General features: G+C 72.0%; 14 protein-coding genes. 11 read left to right on the forward strand and 3 right to left on the reverse strand.

Annotation, left to right across the window (positions count from 1 at the left end; all coding sequences use genetic code 11):
• Positions 1–48 precede the first annotated feature (48 nt).
• The 3 genes from IE258_RS28795 (at position 49) to IE258_RS28805 (ending at position 5,501) form a co-directional block, all read left to right on the forward strand.
• Positions 49–2,367 (forward strand): GH92 family glycosyl hydrolase, encoded by a 2,319-nt coding sequence (locus IE258_RS28795; protein WP_189748226.1) that lies wholly within the window; start codon positions 49–51, stop codon positions 2,365–2,367.
• Positions 2,368–2,554: 187 nt separating this feature from the next.
• Positions 2,555–3,895 carry a WS/DGAT/MGAT family O-acyltransferase gene (locus tag IE258_RS28800; protein ID WP_189748228.1) on the forward strand — a complete coding sequence of 447 codons (1,341 nt, stop codon included), beginning with the start codon at positions 2,555–2,557 and terminating at the stop codon, positions 3,893–3,895.
• Positions 3,896–3,998: 103 nt separating this feature from the next.
• Entirely contained in the window at positions 3,999–5,501 is a 1,503-nt protein-coding gene (locus tag IE258_RS28805) for an SDR family NAD(P)-dependent oxidoreductase (protein WP_189748230.1), read from the forward strand.
• 58 nt (positions 5,502–5,559) lie between these two features.
• Here IE258_RS28805 and IE258_RS28810 read toward each other — a convergent pair whose 3' ends face one another.
• A complete protein-coding gene (locus IE258_RS28810) occupies positions 5,560–6,003 on the reverse strand; it encodes a hypothetical protein (protein WP_189748232.1) in 444 nt (147 codons plus the stop codon).
• A 477-nt stretch (positions 6,004–6,480) separates the two neighbouring features.
• On the opposite strand from IE258_RS28810, the gene IE258_RS28815 reads away from it, so the two are divergent.
• The gene (locus IE258_RS28815) at positions 6,481–6,657 is read left to right on the forward strand and encodes a hypothetical protein (protein WP_115740673.1); all 177 of its coding nucleotides are present in this window, start codon (positions 6,481–6,483) and stop codon (positions 6,655–6,657) included.
• 55 nt (positions 6,658–6,712) lie between these two features.
• Positions 6,713–7,195, forward strand: coding sequence for a GNAT family N-acetyltransferase (locus IE258_RS28820; protein ID WP_189748234.1), 483 nt, complete (start codon positions 6,713–6,715; stop codon positions 7,193–7,195).
• Positions 7,196–7,264: 69 nt separating this feature from the next.
• Here the strand turns inward: IE258_RS28820 and IE258_RS28825 are convergent, their stop codons facing one another.
• Entirely contained in the window at positions 7,265–8,314 is a 1,050-nt protein-coding gene (locus tag IE258_RS28825) for a LacI family DNA-binding transcriptional regulator (protein ID WP_189748236.1), read from the reverse strand.
• Between the two features lie 233 nt (positions 8,315–8,547).
• On the opposite strand from IE258_RS28825, the gene IE258_RS28830 reads away from it, so the two are divergent.
• The 5 genes from IE258_RS28830 to IE258_RS28850 all read left to right on the forward strand — a co-directional run bounded on the left by IE258_RS28830 (position 8,548) and on the right by IE258_RS28850 (position 16,132).
• A complete protein-coding gene (locus tag IE258_RS28830) occupies positions 8,548–9,840 on the forward strand; it encodes an ABC transporter substrate-binding protein (RefSeq protein WP_189748238.1) in 1,293 nt (430 codons plus the stop codon).
• Between the two features lie 6 nt (positions 9,841–9,846).
• Positions 9,847–10,776 carry a carbohydrate ABC transporter permease gene (locus IE258_RS28835; RefSeq protein ID WP_189748240.1) on the forward strand — a complete coding sequence of 310 codons (930 nt, stop codon included), beginning with the start codon at positions 9,847–9,849 and terminating at the stop codon, positions 10,774–10,776.
• The gene (locus IE258_RS28840) at positions 10,773–11,693 is read left to right on the forward strand and encodes a carbohydrate ABC transporter permease (RefSeq protein ID WP_159326028.1); all 921 of its coding nucleotides are present in this window, start codon (positions 10,773–10,775) and stop codon (positions 11,691–11,693) included. The genes IE258_RS28835 and IE258_RS28840 overlap by 4 nt, the downstream gene beginning before the upstream one ends.
• Before the next feature lie 30 nt (positions 11,694–11,723).
• Positions 11,724–12,971 (forward strand): glycoside hydrolase 5 family protein, encoded by a 1,248-nt coding sequence (locus IE258_RS28845; protein ID WP_189748242.1) that lies wholly within the window; start codon positions 11,724–11,726, stop codon positions 12,969–12,971.
• 137 nt (positions 12,972–13,108) lie between these two features.
• Complete coding sequence (locus IE258_RS28850; protein ID WP_189748244.1) at positions 13,109–16,132, forward strand: alpha-mannosidase; 3,024 nt, start codon at positions 13,109–13,111, stop codon at positions 16,130–16,132.
• A 19-nt stretch (positions 16,133–16,151) separates the two neighbouring features.
• Here the strand turns inward: IE258_RS28850 and IE258_RS28855 are convergent, their stop codons facing one another.
• Positions 16,152–17,564 carry a lipase maturation factor family protein gene (locus IE258_RS28855; RefSeq protein ID WP_189748246.1) on the reverse strand — a complete coding sequence of 471 codons (1,413 nt, stop codon included), beginning with the start codon at positions 17,562–17,564 and terminating at the stop codon, positions 16,152–16,154.
• 128 nt (positions 17,565–17,692) lie between these two features.
• On the opposite strand from IE258_RS28855, the gene IE258_RS28860 reads away from it, so the two are divergent.
• On the forward strand, positions 17,693–19,783 hold the full coding sequence (locus IE258_RS28860; protein WP_189748248.1) for a SpoIIE family protein phosphatase: 2,091 nt from the start codon (positions 17,693–17,695) through the stop codon (positions 19,781–19,783).
• The last annotated feature ends 31 nt before the right edge of the window (positions 19,784–19,814 follow it).

A 19,814-nucleotide genomic window follows, 5' to 3' on the forward strand; every position in this document is an offset into this window, starting at 1 on the left:
ACGAGGAACAACCGCACGACACAGCAGACCTTCCGGAGGTCACCGCACATGAGAGGCACCCGGCGTCTGCGGCTGTGCGTGGCCGGGGTGGTGGCAGCGTCCGCGCTGCTCACCGCCCCGGCGGCGCAGGCCGCCCCGACGACCGACCAGAACCTGACCGACCTCGTGAACCCGTTCATCGGAACCGAGAACGAGGGCAACACCTACCCCGGCGCGGCCGTGCCCTTCGGCATGGTGCAGTTCTCGCCGGACACCGGCCACAACGTCGGCTACGACTACTCCAACGACCACATCCGGGGCTTCTCCCTCGTCCACCTCTCCGGCGTCGGCTGCGGACTCGGCGGCGACCTGCCGGTGCTGCCGACCACCGGCGACGTCACCGAGACGGACTACGCGAAGTACGCCGCCGGCTTCAGCCACGACGACGAGGAGGCGAGCCCCGGCTACTACCGCGTCGGCCTCGACTCCGGCATCGAGGCCGAGCTGAGCGCCACCGCACGCACCGGAGTGCAGCGCTACACCTTCCCGGCCACCGACAAGGCCAACGTCCTGCTCAACGCCGGCCAGTCGCTGCACAAGAACATCAGCACCGAGGTCGAGGTGCTCGACAGCCGCACCGTGCGCACCGCGATCACCGGCAGCGGCTTCTGCCAGGACACGGAGCAGTACACCGTCTACACGATCACCCGCTTCGACCGCCCCTTCGCCTCCTACGGCACCTGGGACGACGGCACGGTGACCGCGGGCTCGAAGACCGGCGGCGACGGCGCCTACGTCCGCTTCGACACCACGAAGGACCGCACCGTCGAGGCCACCACCGCGCTGTCCTACGTGGACGCGCGCGGCGCCGCGCTCAACCTGCGCGCGGAGGGCGGCCACTCCTTCGACGCCGTGCGCCGCGGTGCCGACCGCACCTGGGAGAAGCGGCTGGACGACGTCCGGGCCCGGGGCGGCGACGACACCCTGCGCCGCACCTTCTACTCGTCCCTGTACCGGTCCTTCCTCGCGCCGAACATCGGCAGCGACGTGGACGGCCGCTACACCGGCTGGGACCAGCAGATCCACCGCGCCAAGGGCTTCACGTACTACCAGAACTGGTCCCTGTGGGACACCTACCGCACCCAGTCCCAGCTCCTCGCCCTGCTCGCGCCCCGGGAGGCCCGCGACATGGCGATCTCCGTCATCAAGATCGACGAGGAGAGCGGCTGGCTGCCCAAGTGGGGCTACGGCACCGTCGAGACCAACATCATGACGGGCGACCCGGTGACCCCCTTCCTCACCAACGCCTACCAGCAGGGCCTGCTGCACGGCTGGGAGGAGAAGGCATACCGCGCGCTGAAGAAGAACGCCGACGGCGTCCCGCCCGCCGACTCGCCGGCCGTCGGCCGGGAGGCCAACCGCGAGTACCTGGCCGACGGCTTCGCCCCGTACGTCAAGGGCCGCCCGCACGCCAAGCCGGGCGACTCCGACTACGACCACGGCGCCTCCGCCACCCTGGAGTACGCCCTGTCCGACGCCATGCTCTCCCGCATGGCCCGCGACCTCGGCCACGACGCGGACGCGAAGCGGTACGCCGAGCGCGCCCAGAGCTACCGCAACGTCTTCGACCCCTCGACCGGCTTCTTCCGCGCCCGCGACGCCGAGGGCGCCTTCACCGGACCGGCCGACCCGGCGCAGAGCGAGGGCTTCCACGAGGGCACGTCCTGGCAGTACCAGTGGCTGGTGCCGCAGGACCTGCCCGGCATGATCGACCTCATCGGCGGGACCGAGGCGGCGACGGCGCGGCTCGACTCCTTCTTCGCCTACGACCAGCTCCTCGCCGACCCGGCGAAGACCGCCCGCGAGGTGTGGGTGAACGGGCCGTACGACTACTACAACGCCGACAAGTACAACCCGCAGAACGAGCCCGATCTCATCGCCCCGTACACCTACCTGTCGACCGGGCAGCCCTGGAAGACGACCGACGTGGTGCACGCGGCGCTCACCCTGTTCACGGACACGCCGACCGGCATGACCGGAAACGACGACCTCGGGACCATGTCCGCCTGGAACGTCCTGTCCTCGATCGGGATCTTCCCGATCCAGCCCGGATACGACACCTGGGGCCTGTCCACCCCGGTCTTCGACCGCGTCGACCTCACCCTCGACCGCCGCTACTACCCGCGCGGCGCCCTGACGATCACCGCGCCCGGCACCTCGGACACCGACCGGTACGTCCAGTCGGCGCGCACCGACGGCTCGGCCTACGCCCGCACCTGGCTGACGACGGACGCCCTGCGTTCCGTGCGGTCGCTCGCGTTCACGGTCGGCCCGCAGCCGTCCGGGTGGGGAACCTCGGCCCAGGCGGTGCCGCCGCCCCTGACATGAGGTGATGTGAGCACAGACGCCCCATGAGTCACAGCAGTCCCGCCCCTGTCCTCAGGGGCGGGACTTTAATCTCTTGTTAACTGTGCGTAGCTTGATCGTACTTGACCGTAATCGTCGGAGAGCGATTGACTGCTTGTCCACCCGTTGTCCATCCGCCGCCCATGCGTCGTCCTTGCGAGGCAAGCCCTTGACTCCCGATCCGCTCGCTCCCCTCGACCTGGCGTTCTGGAACATCGAGTCCGCCGAGCACCCCATGCACCTGGGCGCACTCGGCGTCTTCGAGGCCGACTCGCCCACCGCGGGCGCCCACGCGGCTGACCTGCTCGCCGCCCGCGCCCCCGCGGTCCCCGGACTGCGGATGAGGATCCGGGACACCTGGCAGCCGCCCCTGGCCCTGCGCCGTCCGTTCGCCTTCGGCGGCGCGACGCGCGAGCCCGACCCCCGCTTCGACCCGCTCGACCACGTGCGGCTGCACGCCCCGGCCATCGACTTCCACGCCCGGGCCGGACGCCTCATGGAGCGCCCCCTGGAGCGCGGGCGGCCGCCGTGGGAGGCGCACGTACTGCCGGGCGCGGACGGCGGCTCCTTCGCCGTGCTGTTCAAGTTCCACCACGCCCTGGCCGACGGCCTGCGCGCCCTGACCCTCGCCGCCGGAGTCCTCGACCCGATGGACCTGCCTGCCCCCCGGCCCCGCCCCGAGCAGCCGTCGCGCGGGCTCCTGCCGGACGTGCGCGCCCTGCCGGACCGGCTGCGCGGCGCGCTGTCCGACGCGGGACGCGCCCTGGACATCGGCGCCGCCGCGGCGCTGTCCACCCTCGACGTGCGCTCCTCGCCCGCGCTCACCGCCGAGTCCTCCGGCACCCGCCGGATCGCGGGGGTGGCCGTCGACCTCGACGACGTGCACCACGTGCGCAAGACCACCGGCGGCACCGTCAACGACGTACTCATCGCGGTGGTCGCCGGCGCCCTGCGCCGCTGGCTGGACGAGCGCGGCGACGGCAGCGAGGGCGTCGCGCCCCGCGCCCTGATCCCCGTCTCCAAGCGCCGCCCGCGCACCGCCCACCCCCAGGGCAACCGGCTCTCCGGGTACCTGATGAGGCTGCCGGTCGGCGATCCCGACCCGCTCTCCCGCCTCGGCACGGTCCGCGCCGCCATGGACCGCAACAAGGACGCCGGGCCCGGCCGCGGCGCCGGAGCCGTCGCCCTGCTCGCCGACCACGTCCCGGCGCTCGGCCACCGGCTGGGCGGGCCGTTGGTCTCCGGGGCCGCCCGGCTCTGGTTCGACGTCCTGGTCACCAGCGTCCCCCTGCCCAGCCTCGGGCTGCGGCTCGGCGGACACCCGCTCACCGAGGTCTACCCGCTGGCGCCGCTGGCCCGCGGCCACTCCCTGGCGGTGGCCGTCTCGACGTACCGCGGGCAGGTGCACTTCGGCCTGGTCGCCGACGCGAAGGCGGTGCCGGACCTCGACCGGTTCGCGCTCGCGGTGGCCGAGGAGGTGGAGACCTTGCTCACGGCGTGCCGTCCCTGACCCCGGCGGGTTTGGATCCGCGGCGCGCGCTGAATAAAATCCGCTGTTCGACAGCGGTCGCCTCCCGGAGCGCCGCGACGGTGACCAGGGAACGGCAGCGGCGATGACGGTGACACAGGACGGTGCGGCGACCACGGACGAGGTGGCGGCGTCCGCGTACGGACCCGGCATCGACCCCGAACGGCTCGCGCTCTGCCTCGACGTGCTGAAGGAACTCGACGAGCTGGACGTCGACCACCCCGACGCGATCGCGGTCCGCCGGGCCACCTCGCACATCTACCGCACGGTCAAGCAGCGCCGCCGCCAGGAGCGCCGCGCCGCCAAGACCGCCCACGACAAGGCGGTCACCGAGGCCACCGCCACCGGGTCCGCCGAGCGCATCGACGACGAGACCGAGGGGCTGCTGCCCTCCTCGCGCACCGAGGAGGGCACGATCGCGGGGATACTCCAGCGCCCCCGCTCCTGCTACATCTGCAAGCAGCGCTACGTCGAGGTCGACTACTTCTACCACCAGCTCTGCCAGGACTGCGCCGCCGAGAACCGGTCCCGCCGCGACGCCCGCGCCGACCTGACCGGCAAGCGCGCGCTGCTCACCGGCGGCCGGGCCAAGATCGGCATGTACATCGCGCTGCGCCTGCTGCGCGACGGCGCGCACACCACGATCACCACACGCTTCCCCAAGGACGCCATCCGCCGCTTCAAGGCCATGGACGACTCCGCGGACTGGCTGCACCGCCTGGAGGTCGTCGGCATCGACCTGCGCGACCCCGCCCAGGCCGTGGCCCTCGCCGAGCGGGTCACCGAGCAGGGCCCGCTCGACATCCTGATCAACAACGCCACCCAGACCGTGCGCCGCCTGCCCTCCGCGTACGCCGCGCTGGTCGAGGGAGAGAGCGCCCCGCTGCCCGCCGGGGAGCTGCCCGCCCACCAGGTCATCGGCGCCTTCAACTCCGGTGCGGTGGACGGCCTGGCCGCGCTGCCGCTGGGCACCTCGGGGCTCGACGCGCAGCAGGTGGCCGACCTCGCCCTGGTCGCCGGGAACGCCAGCGTGGTCCGGCACCGCGAGGGCACCGCCATCGACGCGGGTGGCCTGGTCCCCGACGTCGTCGACTCCAACACCTGGGTGCAGACCATCGAGCAGATCTCGCCGGTGGAACTGCTGGAGACCCAGTTGTGCAACTACACGTCGCCGTTCATCCTCATCAGCGCACTGCGCGCGTCCATGGCCGAGGCCGCGCGCAAGGCGCCCGCGGGGCGCGCCTACGTCGTCAACGTCTCGGCGATGGAGGGGGTGTTCGCCCGCGGTTACAAGGGCGCCGGGCACCCGAACACCAACGCGGCCAAGGCCGCGATGAACATGGTGACCCGGACCAGCGCCCAGGAGATGTTCGACACCGACAAGATCCTGATGACCTCCGTCGACACCGGATGGATCACCGACGAGCGCCCGCACTACGACAAGCTGCGCCTGGCGGACGAGGGCTTCCACGCCCCGCTCGACCTGATCGACGGCGCCGCCCGCGTCTACGACCCGATCGTGCGCGGCGAGGCGGGCGAGGACCTGTACGGCGTCTTCCTCAAGGACTACGCGCCCGGCAAGTGGTGACCGGGCCCTCCTGGCACTCCGGGCGGCCCGTCCCACCCGGTCCGCACCGGACGGTGCCTCAGTCGACCGCGCCCAGCCGCGCGTTCCGTGCGGCCGTCAGCTCCAGCACCGTGCGCCAGTCCTCCAGCACCCCGGCGTCGAAGACGGCGGTGCGCGCCTCCTCGTCCGCCTGGCACAGACTGGCCAGGTCGTCGTCGTGGTCCCAGGCCTCGGGGTGGGCCTGACGGCGCACCAGGCGGGCGACTCGCGCGCCGAGCAGCGGCCGTACCGCGTCGGCGGTCCTGGCGGCCGGGCTGCCGGGCCACAGCAGCCGTCCCACCGGCGAGACCAGCCCCGCGACCTGGAGCTCCTTGTCCGCCGGGCGGCGCCGACGCAGCAGCGCGGCCGTGCGCAGCGCGTGCCCGTGCGGATCCCCGGGTCCGCCGCCGGCCCCGGCGGCGGACCGCTCGCCCCGGCAGGCGTACAGCAGGTCCATCAGCTCCTCGACGCTGCGCAGTTCCATGCCTCGGTCCTCCCACGAGACAGCCGTTGCCGACGAGCAGCAGACCATGGCGAGCTTGCGGCGCAGCCAACGGCAACTTAACTGCGCGACCCGCCACCGCCGACATTCGAAGGTACGGACGTCGGTGTAGGCCGAACGGGTGACTTGCACACGGTGCGAAAGCGTGGGAACCGGGGCAGACTCGGGTCAACTGTGCGCGGGGCGAAGGGCAATGGTTCTCCCATCTTTTGAGCCCCATAGAGCGCACCCCCGCTCATTTGGTTAATCTGGTCCGGACGGGCGGCAGCACGGGGACCCACCCACACCCAAGGTCCGTCATGGGACAAGCCGGTTCACAACGGTTTGCCTCCGCACGAGTGACCGGCGCCACCGCGTCCGAACTGCATTCGACCCACACCCGAGCGGACGCCGGGTGCCGGACAGGAGACTGGCGCCGACAGGGCCCCCGAGGGTGACCCGACACATAAGGAGTGCGCGGTGACACCGGAAACGACGACGAACCCAGAACAACGCACCGAGGAACGCACCGGGCGAGCCGGCCGCCGGCCCGGAGAGATCGGCAGCCTCGACGTGTGGGCACGCTCCGCCCCCATCCGCCTCGCGGGCTACGAGGAGGACCTCGCCGAGCCGCACATCCTGCCGAGCGTGGACTGACCCGCACGCCACCCGCCGAGGTCGCCGAGCGCATGGGCGTGCCAGACTCACGCCCATGCCGATCAGGAAAGCCACGGCCGGCGACTGGCCGCACATCTGGCCCTTCTGGCACCGCATCGTCGCCGCCGGTGAGACCTACGCCTGGGACCCGGAAACCTCCGAGGAGGACGCCCGGGCCCTGTGGATGAACCCCGCCAAACGCGTCTACGTCGCCGAGGACGACACCGGCGCCGTCGTCGCCTCCGCCTACCTCACCCCGAACTACGGCGGCCCCGCCGCCCGCATCGCCAACGCCGGCTTCATGGTCGACCCCGACCGGGCGGGCCGCGGCACCGGCCGGGCCCTCGCCGAGTACGTCCTGGACGCCGCCAGGGCCCAGGGGTACCGGGGCATGGTCTTCAACGCCGTCGTCGAGACCAACCCCGCCGTACGGCTGTGGACCTCCCTCGGCTTCACGATCCTCGGCACGGTGCCGGACGCCTTCGACCACCCGCGGCACGGGCGGGTCGGCCTGCACGTCATGCACCGCGCCCTGTAGCCCCCTCAGTCGAGCGGCGCCGTCCGCCGCCAGGGCCGGAGGCCCGGCGGGCACCCCTGGCGCGGGCCGTCAGGCCGACGGCCGTACCGCTCCCGTGCTGTCCCGCTCGATCAGCCGCGGCACCGGTACCCGCACCGTCCGGGCCGGGCCGCCGTCGAGCAGGGCGGTCAGCTCGGTGGCCGCCGTGCGGCCGAACTCCACGCTGTCCCGGGACAGGGCGGACAGCCACGGCTTGACCATGCGGCACAGCGCCGAGTCCTCCCAGGCCACCACGGACACGTCGGCCGGTACGGAGAAGCCGAGTTCGGCCGCGACGGCGACCCCGGCGACGGCCATCACGTCGTTGTCGTAGATCAGGGCGGTCGGGGGAGTGGGCGCCTCGAGGACCCGGCGGGTGACGGCCGCGCCCTCGGCGTCCGAGTAGTCGGTGGTCACCGACTCGACCTCGCCCAGACCGCGCCGCCCGGCCTCCGCGCGCAGAGCCCGGATGCGGCGCTCGGTGTGGGCGAGGTCCGGCAGCCCGGCGATGTGCACGATCCGGCGGTGCCCGAGCGCGTGCAGCCCGTCCACCAGCGCGGCCATCGCGCCCGCGTCGTCCGCCCACACCGTCGACAGCCCCGGGTGGCGCTCGTCCGGTGCCCCGCCGATCACCACGGCGGGCAGGCCCAGTTCGTCGAGCAGGTCCGGACGCGGATCGTCGGTGCGCGGGTCCACCACGAGGACGCCGTCCACCCGGTGTTCGGCCCACCAGCGCCGGTACACCGCGCACTCGTCCTTGACGTCCCGGGCCACCTGGAACAGCAGCCCCAGGTGCCGCCCGGCCAGCACCTCCTGGATGCCCGACACCAGTTGCAGGAAGAAGGAGTCGACGCCCAGGGTGTGCGCGGGCCGCGCCAGCACGAAGCCGACCGTCGCCGCGCCCTCCCCGGACAGCGCGCGTGCCGCCGTACTGGGCCGCCAGCCGAGCTGCTCGGCCACCCGGCGCACCCGGTCCCGGGTGATCTCGGAGACCCCCGGCCGGTCGTTCAGCGCGAACGACACCGCGCTCTCGGAGACTCCGGCCCGGCGCGCGATGTCCTTCATCGTCGGCCGGCGCGCGGCGGGCCGCTTGGCCGGCATGCGCGCTCCTTTCCTCGGTGCGAGCGGTGAGAGCTGTCTCAGCTAAAGCGCTTGAGTGCGAAGATCCTAAAGCGCATTAGTAGTTCCTGGCAAGTGACCGTTCGCACCGCTCTGACCTGGACTAATGTCGAGCCCTCTGCTTTAGTTGGCGTGAATCCATTGACTTTCCGCGGAATCGCCGTGCATGGTCGCTGGCATCCCACCGCCGACGTCCTTCAGGGAGACGTGTCACCGTGTCCACCTCGCGCAGAACATTCGCCGTCGCCGCCGTCGCCGCCCTCTTCCTGCCGCTCAGCGCCTGCGGCTCCGGGGGTGACGGCGGTGGCTCGACCGACGCCTCGGGCAAGGTCGAGGGCGACATCACCTTCCAGACCTGGAACCTGCGGGCCAACTTCAAGGACTACTTCGAGGGCCTGATCGCGGACTTCGAGAAGAAGTACCCCGGCACCCACGTCAAGTGGGTCGACCAGCCCGGCGAGGGCTACGCCGACAAGATCAGCGCCGACGCCGCCGGCGGCACCCTGCCCGACGTCGTCAACGTCTCCCCGGACCTGGTCGCCCCGCTCGCCAAGGCGGGCCTGGCGCTCGACCTGGACAAGGCCGCCGGCCAGTACGAGAAGGAGTACCTGGAAGGCGCCTGGGCCAGCCACCGGATACCGGGCATGGACGGCACCTACGCCTTCCCCTGGTACCTCAACACCGGCCCGCTCTTCTACAACAAGTCCCTCTTCGAGAAGGCCGGACTCGACCCCGAGCAGCCGCCGAAGACCTACGACGAGGTCTTCGACGCCGCCCTGAAGATCTCCGACAAGACCGACGGCGAGGTCGCCACCCTCGCCAACGTGCCCACCATCGAGGACTTCGGCCGCTACGGCGCGTCGCTCATGAACAAGGAGGGCACCGCCTTCGCGTTCAACGACGCCAAGGGTGTCGAACTCCTCACCCGCTACAAGGAGCTGTACGACGCCAAGGCCCTCGACCCGCAGGCGCTGACGGCCACCCCGGAATCCACCGGGAAGAAGTTCCTCACCGGCGCCGTCGCCATGAACCCGGGCAGCGCGCTCGACCTCGCCAACTTCAAGAAGCAGGCGCCGAGCCTGTACAAGAACATCGGCATCACCGACCAGATCACCAGCACCGGCCACGTCAACATGTACGTGATGGGCCTGATGGTGAACTCGCAGAGCGACCGCAAGCCCGCCGCGGTCGCCTTCGCGCACTACGTCACCGACGCGGCCCACCAGATGTCCTTCGCCAAGCAGGTCGCCATCTTCCCGAGCACCGCCGGTTCGCTGGACGACCCGTACTTCACCAAGGAGGACGGCACCGACGAGACCCGCGTCCGGGTCGCCTCCGCCAAGTCGCTGAAGACGGCGGTCAACTACACGCCCGTGCTGTTCAGCGAGCAGATGAAGACCGAGCTGCGCAACGAGGTCGCCAAGGCGCTCCAGGGCAAGCAGAGCCCCGAGGAAGCCCTCGACAACGCTGTCAAGGCGTGCGACCGGCTCCTCCAGCAGCAGGGCTGAGACATCATGGCGAGTCCCACCCTCACCACCGGCACCCCGGACTCCCGCAAGGGCGGCGTCCGGCGCGTGCGGCGCCAACTGCCCACCAGCCCCTGGCTGTTCGCCGCGCCGGGTCTGCTGATCACCGGCGCGTTCATCCTGTACCCCTTCGTCTCCACCCTGGTCAACTCCTTCACCGACCGCCGCACGCTGGTCCCCGGCGAGTTCGTGGGCCTCGCCAACTTCCGCGAGCTGCTCCACGACGACATGTTCTGGATCGGCCTGCGCAACAGCTCCCTGTACGTACTCGGGGTCGTCCCCGCGCTGGTGCTGCTGCCGCTGCTGCTCGCGCTGCTGGTGCAGAAGAACATCCCCGGCATCACCTTCTTCCGCTCGGCCTTCTACACCCCGGTCGTCGCCTCGATCGTCGTCGTCGGGCTGATCTGGGTCTGGCTCCTCGACGAGCGCGGTCTGGTCAACTCCCTGCTGGAGACGCTCGGCGCCAGTCCCGTCGGCTTCCTCAGCGACCAGTGGCTGATCCTGCTCAGCGCGATGGGCGTCACGGTCTGGAAGGGCCTCGGCTACTACATGATCATTTACTTGGCGGCACTCGCCAACGTGCCGCGCGAGCTGCACGAGGCCGCCGCCGTGGACGGCGCGGGCGCGGTCCGCCGCTTCCTCACCGTCACGGTGCCCGCGGTCCGCTCCACCATGGTCCTGGTCGCGGCCCTCTCCTCGGTCGCCGCCTTCAAGGTCTTCTCCGAGGTCTACCTGATGGCGGGCCCGAACGGCGGTCCGGCCGGCGAGGACACCACCCTCGTGATGCTGGTCCAGCGCACCGGCACCGGCCTCACCGGCCGGGTCGGCTACGCCTCCGCCATCTCCGTCGTCGTCTTCGTCGTCACCGTCGTCCTGATGCTGCTCGTCCTGCGCGCCGACCGGAAGGAGGAGTCGTGAGCCTCGCCGAGAAGACCCGGCCCGCCGACACGTCCCGGACCACCCCCGGGAAGCGGGAACGCGCACCCCGCATCACCGACGAGCACGGCCGCCGGGTACGCGGGTGGGAACTGGCCCTGCGCTACCTGCTGCTGCTCGGCGTCCTCGCCCTGACCATCGGGCCGTTCCTGTGGCAGCTGTCGACCTCGCTCAAGGGCCCCACCGAGGACATCTTCAGCTCCCCGCCGAAGTTCCTCCCCTCCGACCCCACCCTGCACAACTACGAGCGGGTCGCCGACACCATTCCGGTGTGGGACTACGCCCTGAACTCGCTGAAGGTCGCCGCGGCCAACGTCGTCACCAACTGCGTCGGCGCCGCCCTCGCCGGGTACGCCCTGGCCCGGCTGCGCTACCGGGGCCGGCGTGTCGCCACGCTGGTGTTCATCCTGGCCATGCTCGTGCCGGTGGAGGGCATCATCATCGCCCAGTTCACCACCATGCGGGAGCTGGGTCTCAACAACACCCTGGTCGGCGTGGTGCTGCCGGGCTGCGTCAGCGCCCTGAACGTGCTGCTGATGCGCAACGCCTTCCTCAACCTCCCCTACGAGATCGAGGAGGCCGCCTTCGTCGACGGCGCCAACGTCTGGCAGCGGTTCTACCGGATCGCGCTGCCCGCGGTGAAGGGCACCCTCGCCGTCGTCGCGATCTTCGCCTTCATGGGCGCCTGGGACGACTTCCTGTGGCCTCTGATCGTGCTGAGCGACCCGTCCAAGTTCACCCTGACCATCGGCCTGAACTACCTGCACGGCACCTTCGCCAACGACGAACGCCTGGTCGCCGCCGGCACGATCATCGCCGTGGCGCCGCTCATCGTCCTCTTCGCCTGCCTCCAGCGCTACTTCTTCCGCGGCGTGGGCGAGGGCGCCGTCAAGGGCTGAACCACCCGCTCCCCCTCTCAAGGACACCGCATGCCTTCTGCCGTGCGCTTCGGCGTCAACTACACCCCGAGCGTGGGGTGGTTCCACCACTGGCTCGACTTCGACCTCGACTCCGTACGCGCCGACCTGGACTCCATCGCCGCGCTGGACGTGGACCACGTCCGCGTCTTCCCGCTGTGGCCGTACTTCCAGCCCAACCGCTCACTGATCCGCGAACGAGCGGTCGAGCACCTCGTCGCCCTGGTCGACGCGGCCGGTGAACGCGGCCTCGACGTCAACGTGGACGGCCTGCAGGGTCATCTGAGCAGCTTCGACTACGTGCCGGCCTGGACCCGCACCTGGCACCGGCGCAACCTGTTCACCGACCCCGACGTCGTAGAGGGCCAGGCCGCCTACCTGCGCACCCTCGCCGCCGCGCTGGCCGACCGCGCCAACTTCCTCGGCATGACCCTCGGCAACGAGGTCAACCAGTTCTCCGCCGGACCCCACCCCGACCCGGACCGCGCCACCAGCGTCCAGATCGACGCCTGGCTTCAGCGGATGCTGGCCGCCTGCGAGGAGGGCGCCCCGGGCCGCATGCACCTGCACGCCGAGTACGACGCCACCTGGTACCAGGACGACCAGCCCTTCACCCCGGCCCAGGCCGCCCGGCAGGGCGCCGTCACGGCGGTGCACTCCTGGGTCTTCAACGGCACCGCCCAGCGCCACGGCCGCACCTCCGTGCCCAGCGAGCACCACGCCGCCTACCTGATCGAGCTGAGCAAGGCATGGGCCGACGACCCGCACCGCCCCGTCTGGCTCCAGGAGGTCGGCGCCCCCGCACCCCTCGTCCCCGCCGAGCACGCCGCCGCCTTCACCGAAGCGACCGTCGAGAACGCCCTGGACTGCCCCGACCTGTGGGGCGTCACCTGGTGGTGCTCCCACGACGTGTCCCGGGCACTGGCCGACTTCCCGGAGCTGGAGTACGGCCTCGGGCTCCTCACCAACGACCGGCGCCCCAAGGACACGGCACGGGTCCTGGCGAGAGCGGCGCGCGCGGCCCGGGACGGAGCCCGCTCCGCCCCCGCCACGCGCACCACGGCCCTCGCCGTTCCGGCCGACCCCGCCGCGCGGTCGGCCTGCGCCCCCGGCGGCGCCGTCTTCGACGCCTTCTTCCGGCTGGTCGCCGACGGCGCCCGTCCCACCACCGTCCTCGACACCCGCGCCGCCGACACCGGCCACCTCGCGGCCCGCGGCATCACCGAGGTCGTCGTCCCCGACCAGGTGACCACCCCGTGACCCCCGCCCCGCCCGGTACGACGAGCGCGCCGCACGATTCGAAGCGCGTCCCGCTGGGGAGCTGTACCTGACGTCGGCCCCCGCCACCGCGACCCACCCCTGGCAACCACCCGCCCCCACGACCCCGGAGCACCCGCATGCATGACGACCGCAATCTGGTCGAAGCCCGCCTCAAGCGCGTCCTCGACGAGCGTGTCCGCCCCGCCCTCTACCCCGAGTCCGTACCGCTGGACGTGGCGGTGTGGAACGCGCCAGGCGAGCCCGTCCCCGTCGAGGAGGGACTCGCGGCCGAACCGCGGCCCATCGAGGTCGGCGCCCGCTGGGGCGCGCCCTGGGGCACCAGCTGGTTCCGCGTCACCGGCACCGTGCCGAAGGAGTGGGCCGGGAAGACCGTCGAGGCGATCCTCGACCTCGGCTTCGACGAGAACATGCCCGGCTTCCAGTGCGAGGGCCTGGTCTACCGCCCCGACGGCACCCCGGTGAAGGGCCTCAACCCGCGCAACCAGTGGGTGCGGATCGGCGCCCCCGTCGAGGGCGGCGAGCAGGTGCGCCTGCACGTCGAGGCGGCCTCCAACCCCGTCATCCTCGACTACCACCCCTTCGTGCCGACCCGGCTCGGCGACAAGGACACCGCGGGCAGCGAACCGCAGTACACCCTCACCCGCATGGACCTCGCCGTCCTCGACGAGACCGTGTGGAACCTGGTGCTCGACCTGGAGGTCCTCGGCGAGCTGATGGCCGAGCTGCCGGTGGAGTCCCCGCGCCGCTGGGAGATCCTGCGCGCCGTCGACAAGGCGCTGGACGCCATCGACCTCCAGGACGTGGGCGGCACGGCCGAGCAGGCCCGTTCCCGCCTCGCCGAGGTGCTGGCCGCCCCCGCCGTCCCCTCAGCGCACCGCATCAGCGCCGTCGGGCACGCGCACATCGACTCGGCGTGGCTGTGGCCGCTGCGCGAGACCGTGCGCAAGGTGGCCCGCACCACCTCCAACATGACCGCCCTCCTGGAGGACGAGCCGGACTTCGTCTTCGCCATGTCGCAGGCCCAGCAGTGGGCGTGGGTGCGCGACCACCGGCCCGAGGTGTGGGCGCGGGTCAAGAAGGCGGTCGCGGACGGCCGTTTCGTGCCGGCCGGCGGCATGTGGGTGGAGTCGGACACCAACATGCCCGGCTCGGAGGCGATGGCCCGGCAGTTCGTGCACGGCAAGCGCTTCTTCCTCGACGAGTTCGGCGTCGAGAACGACGAGGCGTGGCTGCCGGACACCTTCGGTTTCGCGGCCGGACTCCCGCAGATCATCAAGGCGGCCGGCGCCAAGTACCTGCTGACGCAGAAGATCTCCTGGTCCCAGACGAACAAGTTCCCGCACCACACCTTCCGCTGGGAGGGCATCGACGGCACCCGGATCTTCACCCACTTCCCGCCCGTCGACACCTACAACTGCTCGATGAAGGGCAGCGAGATCGCCCACGCGGCGAAGAACTTCAAGGACAAGGGCGTCGCCCGGCACTCCCTGGCCCCCACCGGCTGGGGCGACGGGGGCGGCGGCACCACCCGCGAGATGGTCGCCAAGGCGGCCCGGCTGCGGAACCTCGAAGGCTCGGCGACGGTCGAGTGGGAGACCCCGCACGCCTTCTTCGAGAAGGCCGAGGCCGAGAACCCCGCGCCGCCGGTCTGGGTCGGCGAGCTGTACCTCGAACTGCACCGCGCCACCCTCACCAGCCAGGCCAAGACCAAGCAGGGCAACCGGCGCAGCGAACACCTGCTGCGCGAGGCGGAGCTGTGGGCGGCGACGGCGGCCGTGCGCGCCGGGTTCCCCTACCCGTACGACGACCTGGACCGGATCTGGAAGACGGTCCTGCTGCACCAGTTCCACGACATCCTGCCCGGCTCCTCCATCGCCTGGGTGCACCGCGAGGCCCGCGCCACCTACGACAAGGTCGCCGACGAGCTGAACACCATCGTCGACGCCGCCCAGCGCGCCCTGGCCGGCGAGGGCGACACCTCGCTGGTCTTCAACTCCGCCCCGCACGCGCGGGCCGGGGTCCCGGCCGGCGCCGCCACGTCCCCCGCGACCGAGGGACGCACGGACCTGAGCCCCCGGCCCGGCGGCGGCCACGTCCTGGACAACGGCCTGCTGCGGGTCCAGATCGACGCCCGGGGCCTGGTGGTGTCGGCGTACGACCTCGCCGCCGACCGCGAGACGATCGCGCCGGGCGGGGCGGGCAACCTGCTCCAGCTCCACCCGGACTTCCCGAACATGTGGGACGCCTGGGACGTCGACGAGTTCTACCGCAACACGGTCACCGACCTCACCGACGCCGACGAGGTCGTCCCCGGCGACGACGGCGCCTCGGTGCGGATCGTGCGCTCCTTCGGTTCCTCCCGCGTCACCCAGGTGCTGACCCTGGCGCCGGGGGAGCGGCGTCTCGAGGTGGACACCGAGGTCGACTGGCACGAGACGGAGAAGTTCCTCAAGCTCGCCTTCCCGCTCGACGTGCACGCCGAACGGTACGCCTCGGAGACCCAGTTCGGGCACTTCCACCGGCCCACCCACACCAACACCAGCTGGGAGGCCGCCAAGTTCGAGGCGTGCAACCACCGCTTCGTCCACCTGGAGGAGCCCGGCTGGGGGGTCGCCGTCGTCAACGACTCGACGTACGGCCACGACGTCACCCGTACCGTCCGCGGCGCCGGCGACCAGGGCACGACCACCACCGTGCGGGTCTCCCTCCTGCGCGCCCCGCGCTTCCCCGACCCCGAGACCGACCAGGGCGTGCACCGCTTCCGGCACGCGCTGGTGCCCGGCGCGGGCATCGGCGACGCCGTGCGCGAGGGCTGGCGGATCAACCTGCCCGAGCGGCGCGTCACCGGCGGCGCCGCGGAGGTCGCGCCGCTCGTCACGGTGGACCGGGACGCGGTCGTCGTCACGGCGGTCAAGCTCGCCGACGACGGCAGCGGCGACGTCGTGGTCCGCTTCCACGAGGCCCACGGCGGCCGGGCCCGCGCCACCCTCACCGCCGGGTTCGCGGTCACCGACGTGCAGGTCACCGACCTGCTGGAGCGCCCCCTCGCGGACGTGGAGGCACCCCGGCCGGACGGCGACCGGATCGCCGTACGCCTGCGTCCGTTCGAGCTGGTGACCCTGCGGCTGAAGCGCGCCTAGCGCCATCGGCGGGCCCGGCTCACCGGGGAGCGGTGAGCCGGGTCGGCGGCAGGTACTCCCGCACGTACGTCCGCTCCCAGCACGCGCCCGTCTCCCGCAGCTCGCGCCAGGTCGTGTACCGGTAGCGGAACAGCCGGGCACGCACGAAGCGCGGCGGCGCGTCCGGCGGGAACGGGGAGCGGCGCAGCAGCCGCAGCGTGGCGCGGTCGTTCTCCAGCAGCCGTTCCACGAAGGTGCCGAACCACGGCCCGGCGTACGAGGGCGACAGCGCGGCGAACCACATCAGCCAGTCCAGTCGCAGGTGGTACGGCGCGAACTGGCGCGGCCAGCGGCGCGGATCACCGGGTTTGCCCTTGAACTCGTACTCCCGCCAGTCCCCGTCCTCGCGGGCCACCTCGTCGGAGGTCCCCTCGATCACCACCTCGTACCGGACCCGGCTGACGGAGCCGAAGGCGCCGTAGGTGTTGACCAGGTGGAGCGAGTCGAAGGAGCGGTTCATCACCTGGCGGCGGGAGATCATGTTGCGCACCGGCCGGTGGCTCAGGAACACCAGCACCGCCGCCACCGCCAGGACCACCGCCTCGTACCAGAGCGGCGCGGCCGCCACGGACGGCGGATCGGCCGGGAAGCGGACCACCGACAGGGCCAGCACGATGGTGATCCAGTTCAGCCAGGAGAAGTTGCCCGAGAGCACCAGCCACAGCTGGGTCGCGATCATCAGCGCCGCGGCGGCCGTCGACACGGGGTGCGGGGCGAACAGGAGGAAGGGCACCAGGAGCTGCGTGACGTGGTTCGCGGCGACCTCGACGCGGTGCAGGGGGCGGGGGAGGTGGTGGAAGAACCAGCTCAGCGGGCCCGGCATCGGCTGGGTCTCGTGGTGGTGGTCCAGGCAGGTCAGCTTCCGCCAGCACTCGTCCCCGCGCATCTTGATCAGACCCGCCCCGAACTCCACCCGGAACAGCAGCCAGCGCAGCAGGAACAGCACCACGACCGGCGGCGCCACCTCCTCGTTGCCCAGGAACACGGCGACGAAGCCGGTCTCCAGGAGCAGCGACTCCCAGCCGAACGAGTACCAGGTCTGTCCGACGTTGACGATCGAGAGGTAGAGCGCCCACGGCACCAGCCACAGCAGCATCGCGCCCCACAGCGGCAGCAGCGAGTCCACCCTGGCCACCAGCGCCGCCGACACCGCCGAGCCCGCCCAGGCGCAGCCAGCGAAGAGCCGGTCGGAGTAGCGCCACTGGAACAGACTGGGCGCCCGCCGGAACGGCACCCGCTCGACGAAGCGGGGCACGGGCGTCAGCCCGCGCTCGCCGAGCAGCGCCCGGAACTGCAGGGCGGCCGTCAGGAACGCGACCAGGTACACGGCGGCCAGGGCCCGCTGGAAGACCAGCCGGGCGAGCCAGTAGTCGGGTGCGGTGAACCACTCCACGGCCGGGCTCCTCTCGTACTCGCTCCGTGTACCCCCGCCCCGGCCCCCCTCCGGACCTCTTCCCCTGATTCCCCCTGTCCGCCGACCAGGAGTCGAAGATTCCGACAAATCCTGGCAAGGTGGGGTCCATGTCTGATCGGGGAGCGAGCGCCCCGTCACTCCCGGACGACTGGCCCGCCCACCCGGACCCGATCCTGGCGCTCAACCGCATGGGCAGCTTCGACTGGGACCTGGACGCAGGGCTGTTCCACATGGACGCCCAGGCCCACGAGGTGTTCGACCTGCGCCCGGAGGAGTACGACGGGCGCCCCGAGTCGCTGTCGCTGCGCGTGCCCACGGCGGAGAGCCGCCGCATGGACACCATCGTCGCCCGGGCCATGAAGGACGGCAGCGAGAACTACGGCACCTACTTCCGGCTGCGCCGCCGCGACGGCACCCTGCGCTGGACCCACACCCAGGGCTACATCCGCCGGGACGAGACCGGCCGCCCCCGGCGGATCATCGGCATCGTCCGCGACGCCACCCAGGAGATGGCCGAAAGCGCGGCCGACCGGGAGCAGGCCGCACAGGACGAGGCGCGCCGCCGGCTGACCAACGTCGTCCAGCTCGCCACGGCCGCCCTCGCGCACGCCCGCACCGTGGACGACGTCATCGACGTGCTCCGCGACACCCACGGACTCACCCGGCTGGGCGCCACCAGCCTGGTGATGGGCCTGGTCGAGGCCGGCCGCATCCGGCTGGTCGCCGACGGCCCCGAGAACAGCTTCATCCCCGGCACCCGGATCACCCGGATCGACGAGCCGTACCCGATGAGCGAGGCCGTACGGACGCTCAGCCCCCGCTTCATCGAGTCGCCGGAGGAGTTCGCGGAGCGCTACCCCGGGCTGTGGCAGGACATCACCCACCTCGACATCACCGCCGCCGCCTACCTGCCGCTGATCGCCCAGGCCCGGCCCATCGGCGCCATCGGGCTGCTCTACAGCGACCGGCACGGCTTCTCCCCGGAGGACCGCAACGTCCTGGTCGCCCTCGGCAGCGGCATCGCGCAGAGCCTGCAGCGGGCCATGCTCTACGAGCAGGAGATGGACCTCGCCGAGGGTCTCCAGCAGGCCATGCTGCCGCGCACCATCCCCAGCGTGCCCGGCTGCGACGTCGCCGTCCGCTACCGCGCGGCCTCCATCGGGGGCGCCCTGGGGCGGGACATCGGCGGCGACTGGTACGACCTGATCCCGCTGCCCGGCGGCCGCGTCGGCGCCGTCATCGGCGACGTCCAGGGCCACGACACGCACGCCGCCGCCGTCATGGGCCAGCTGCGCATCGTGCTGCGCGCCTACGCCGCCGAGGGCCACCCGCCGGCCACGGTGATGGCGCGGGCCTCCGTCTTCCTGCACGAGCTGGACACCGACCGCTTCGCGACCTGCCTGTACGCGGAGGCCGACCTGGGCACCGGAGTGGTCCAGGTGGTCCGCGCCGGACACATCGACCCGCTGATGCGCTTCGGTGACGGCACCTGCCGCCTGGTCCGCGTCGAGGGCGGGCTGCCGCTCGGCCTGTCCGCCGAGTTCGGGCGCCTCGCCTACCCGGTCGCCACCCTCGAGCTGGACCCGGGCAACACCCTGCTGCTGTGCACCGACGGTCTGGTCGAGCAGCCGGGCGCCGACCTCGACGAGGGCATGCAGGTCCTCACGGCGCTGATCACCTCCGGGCCCCAGGACGTGCGGGACCTGGCCGACCGGCTGATCGACGTGGCCGACGAGCGGCGCGGCGACGACGACGTCGCGCTGCTGGTGCTGCGCCGGCACGGCCTGGGCGCCCCGCGGACCTTCGGCCGGGTCCAGCAGCACGTCTCCCCGGGCGACCCGGAGGGCCTCACCGAGGCCCGGCACATGATCCGCGCCGCCGTCCGGTCCTGGGGCGCCAAGGCGCAGAGCGACGAGATCGAACTGGTCGCCGACGAACTGACGACCAACGCCCTCATGCACACCGAGGGCTCCGCCATCGTCACCCTCCGGCTGCTCACCGGAACCGACCGGCGGCTGCGGGTCGAGGTCGAGGACTCCTCCAGCGCCCTGCCGCGCCGCCGCGAGGCCGGGGACGACGGGGTCTCCGGGCGGGGGCTGCTGCTGGTCGACGCGCTCGCCGACGCGTGGGGCGTGGAGGCACGCGGCGGCGGCAAGGTCGTGTGGGCGGAGTTCGTGGTGGCGCCCGGCGCCGGCTGACCCCGCTGACAGCGCCGGTGACGGGTGGCAC

Source organism: Streptomyces tendae, from assembly GCF_014650435.1.
Lineage (GTDB): Bacteria > Actinomycetota > Actinomycetes > Streptomycetales > Streptomycetaceae > Streptomyces > Streptomyces tendae.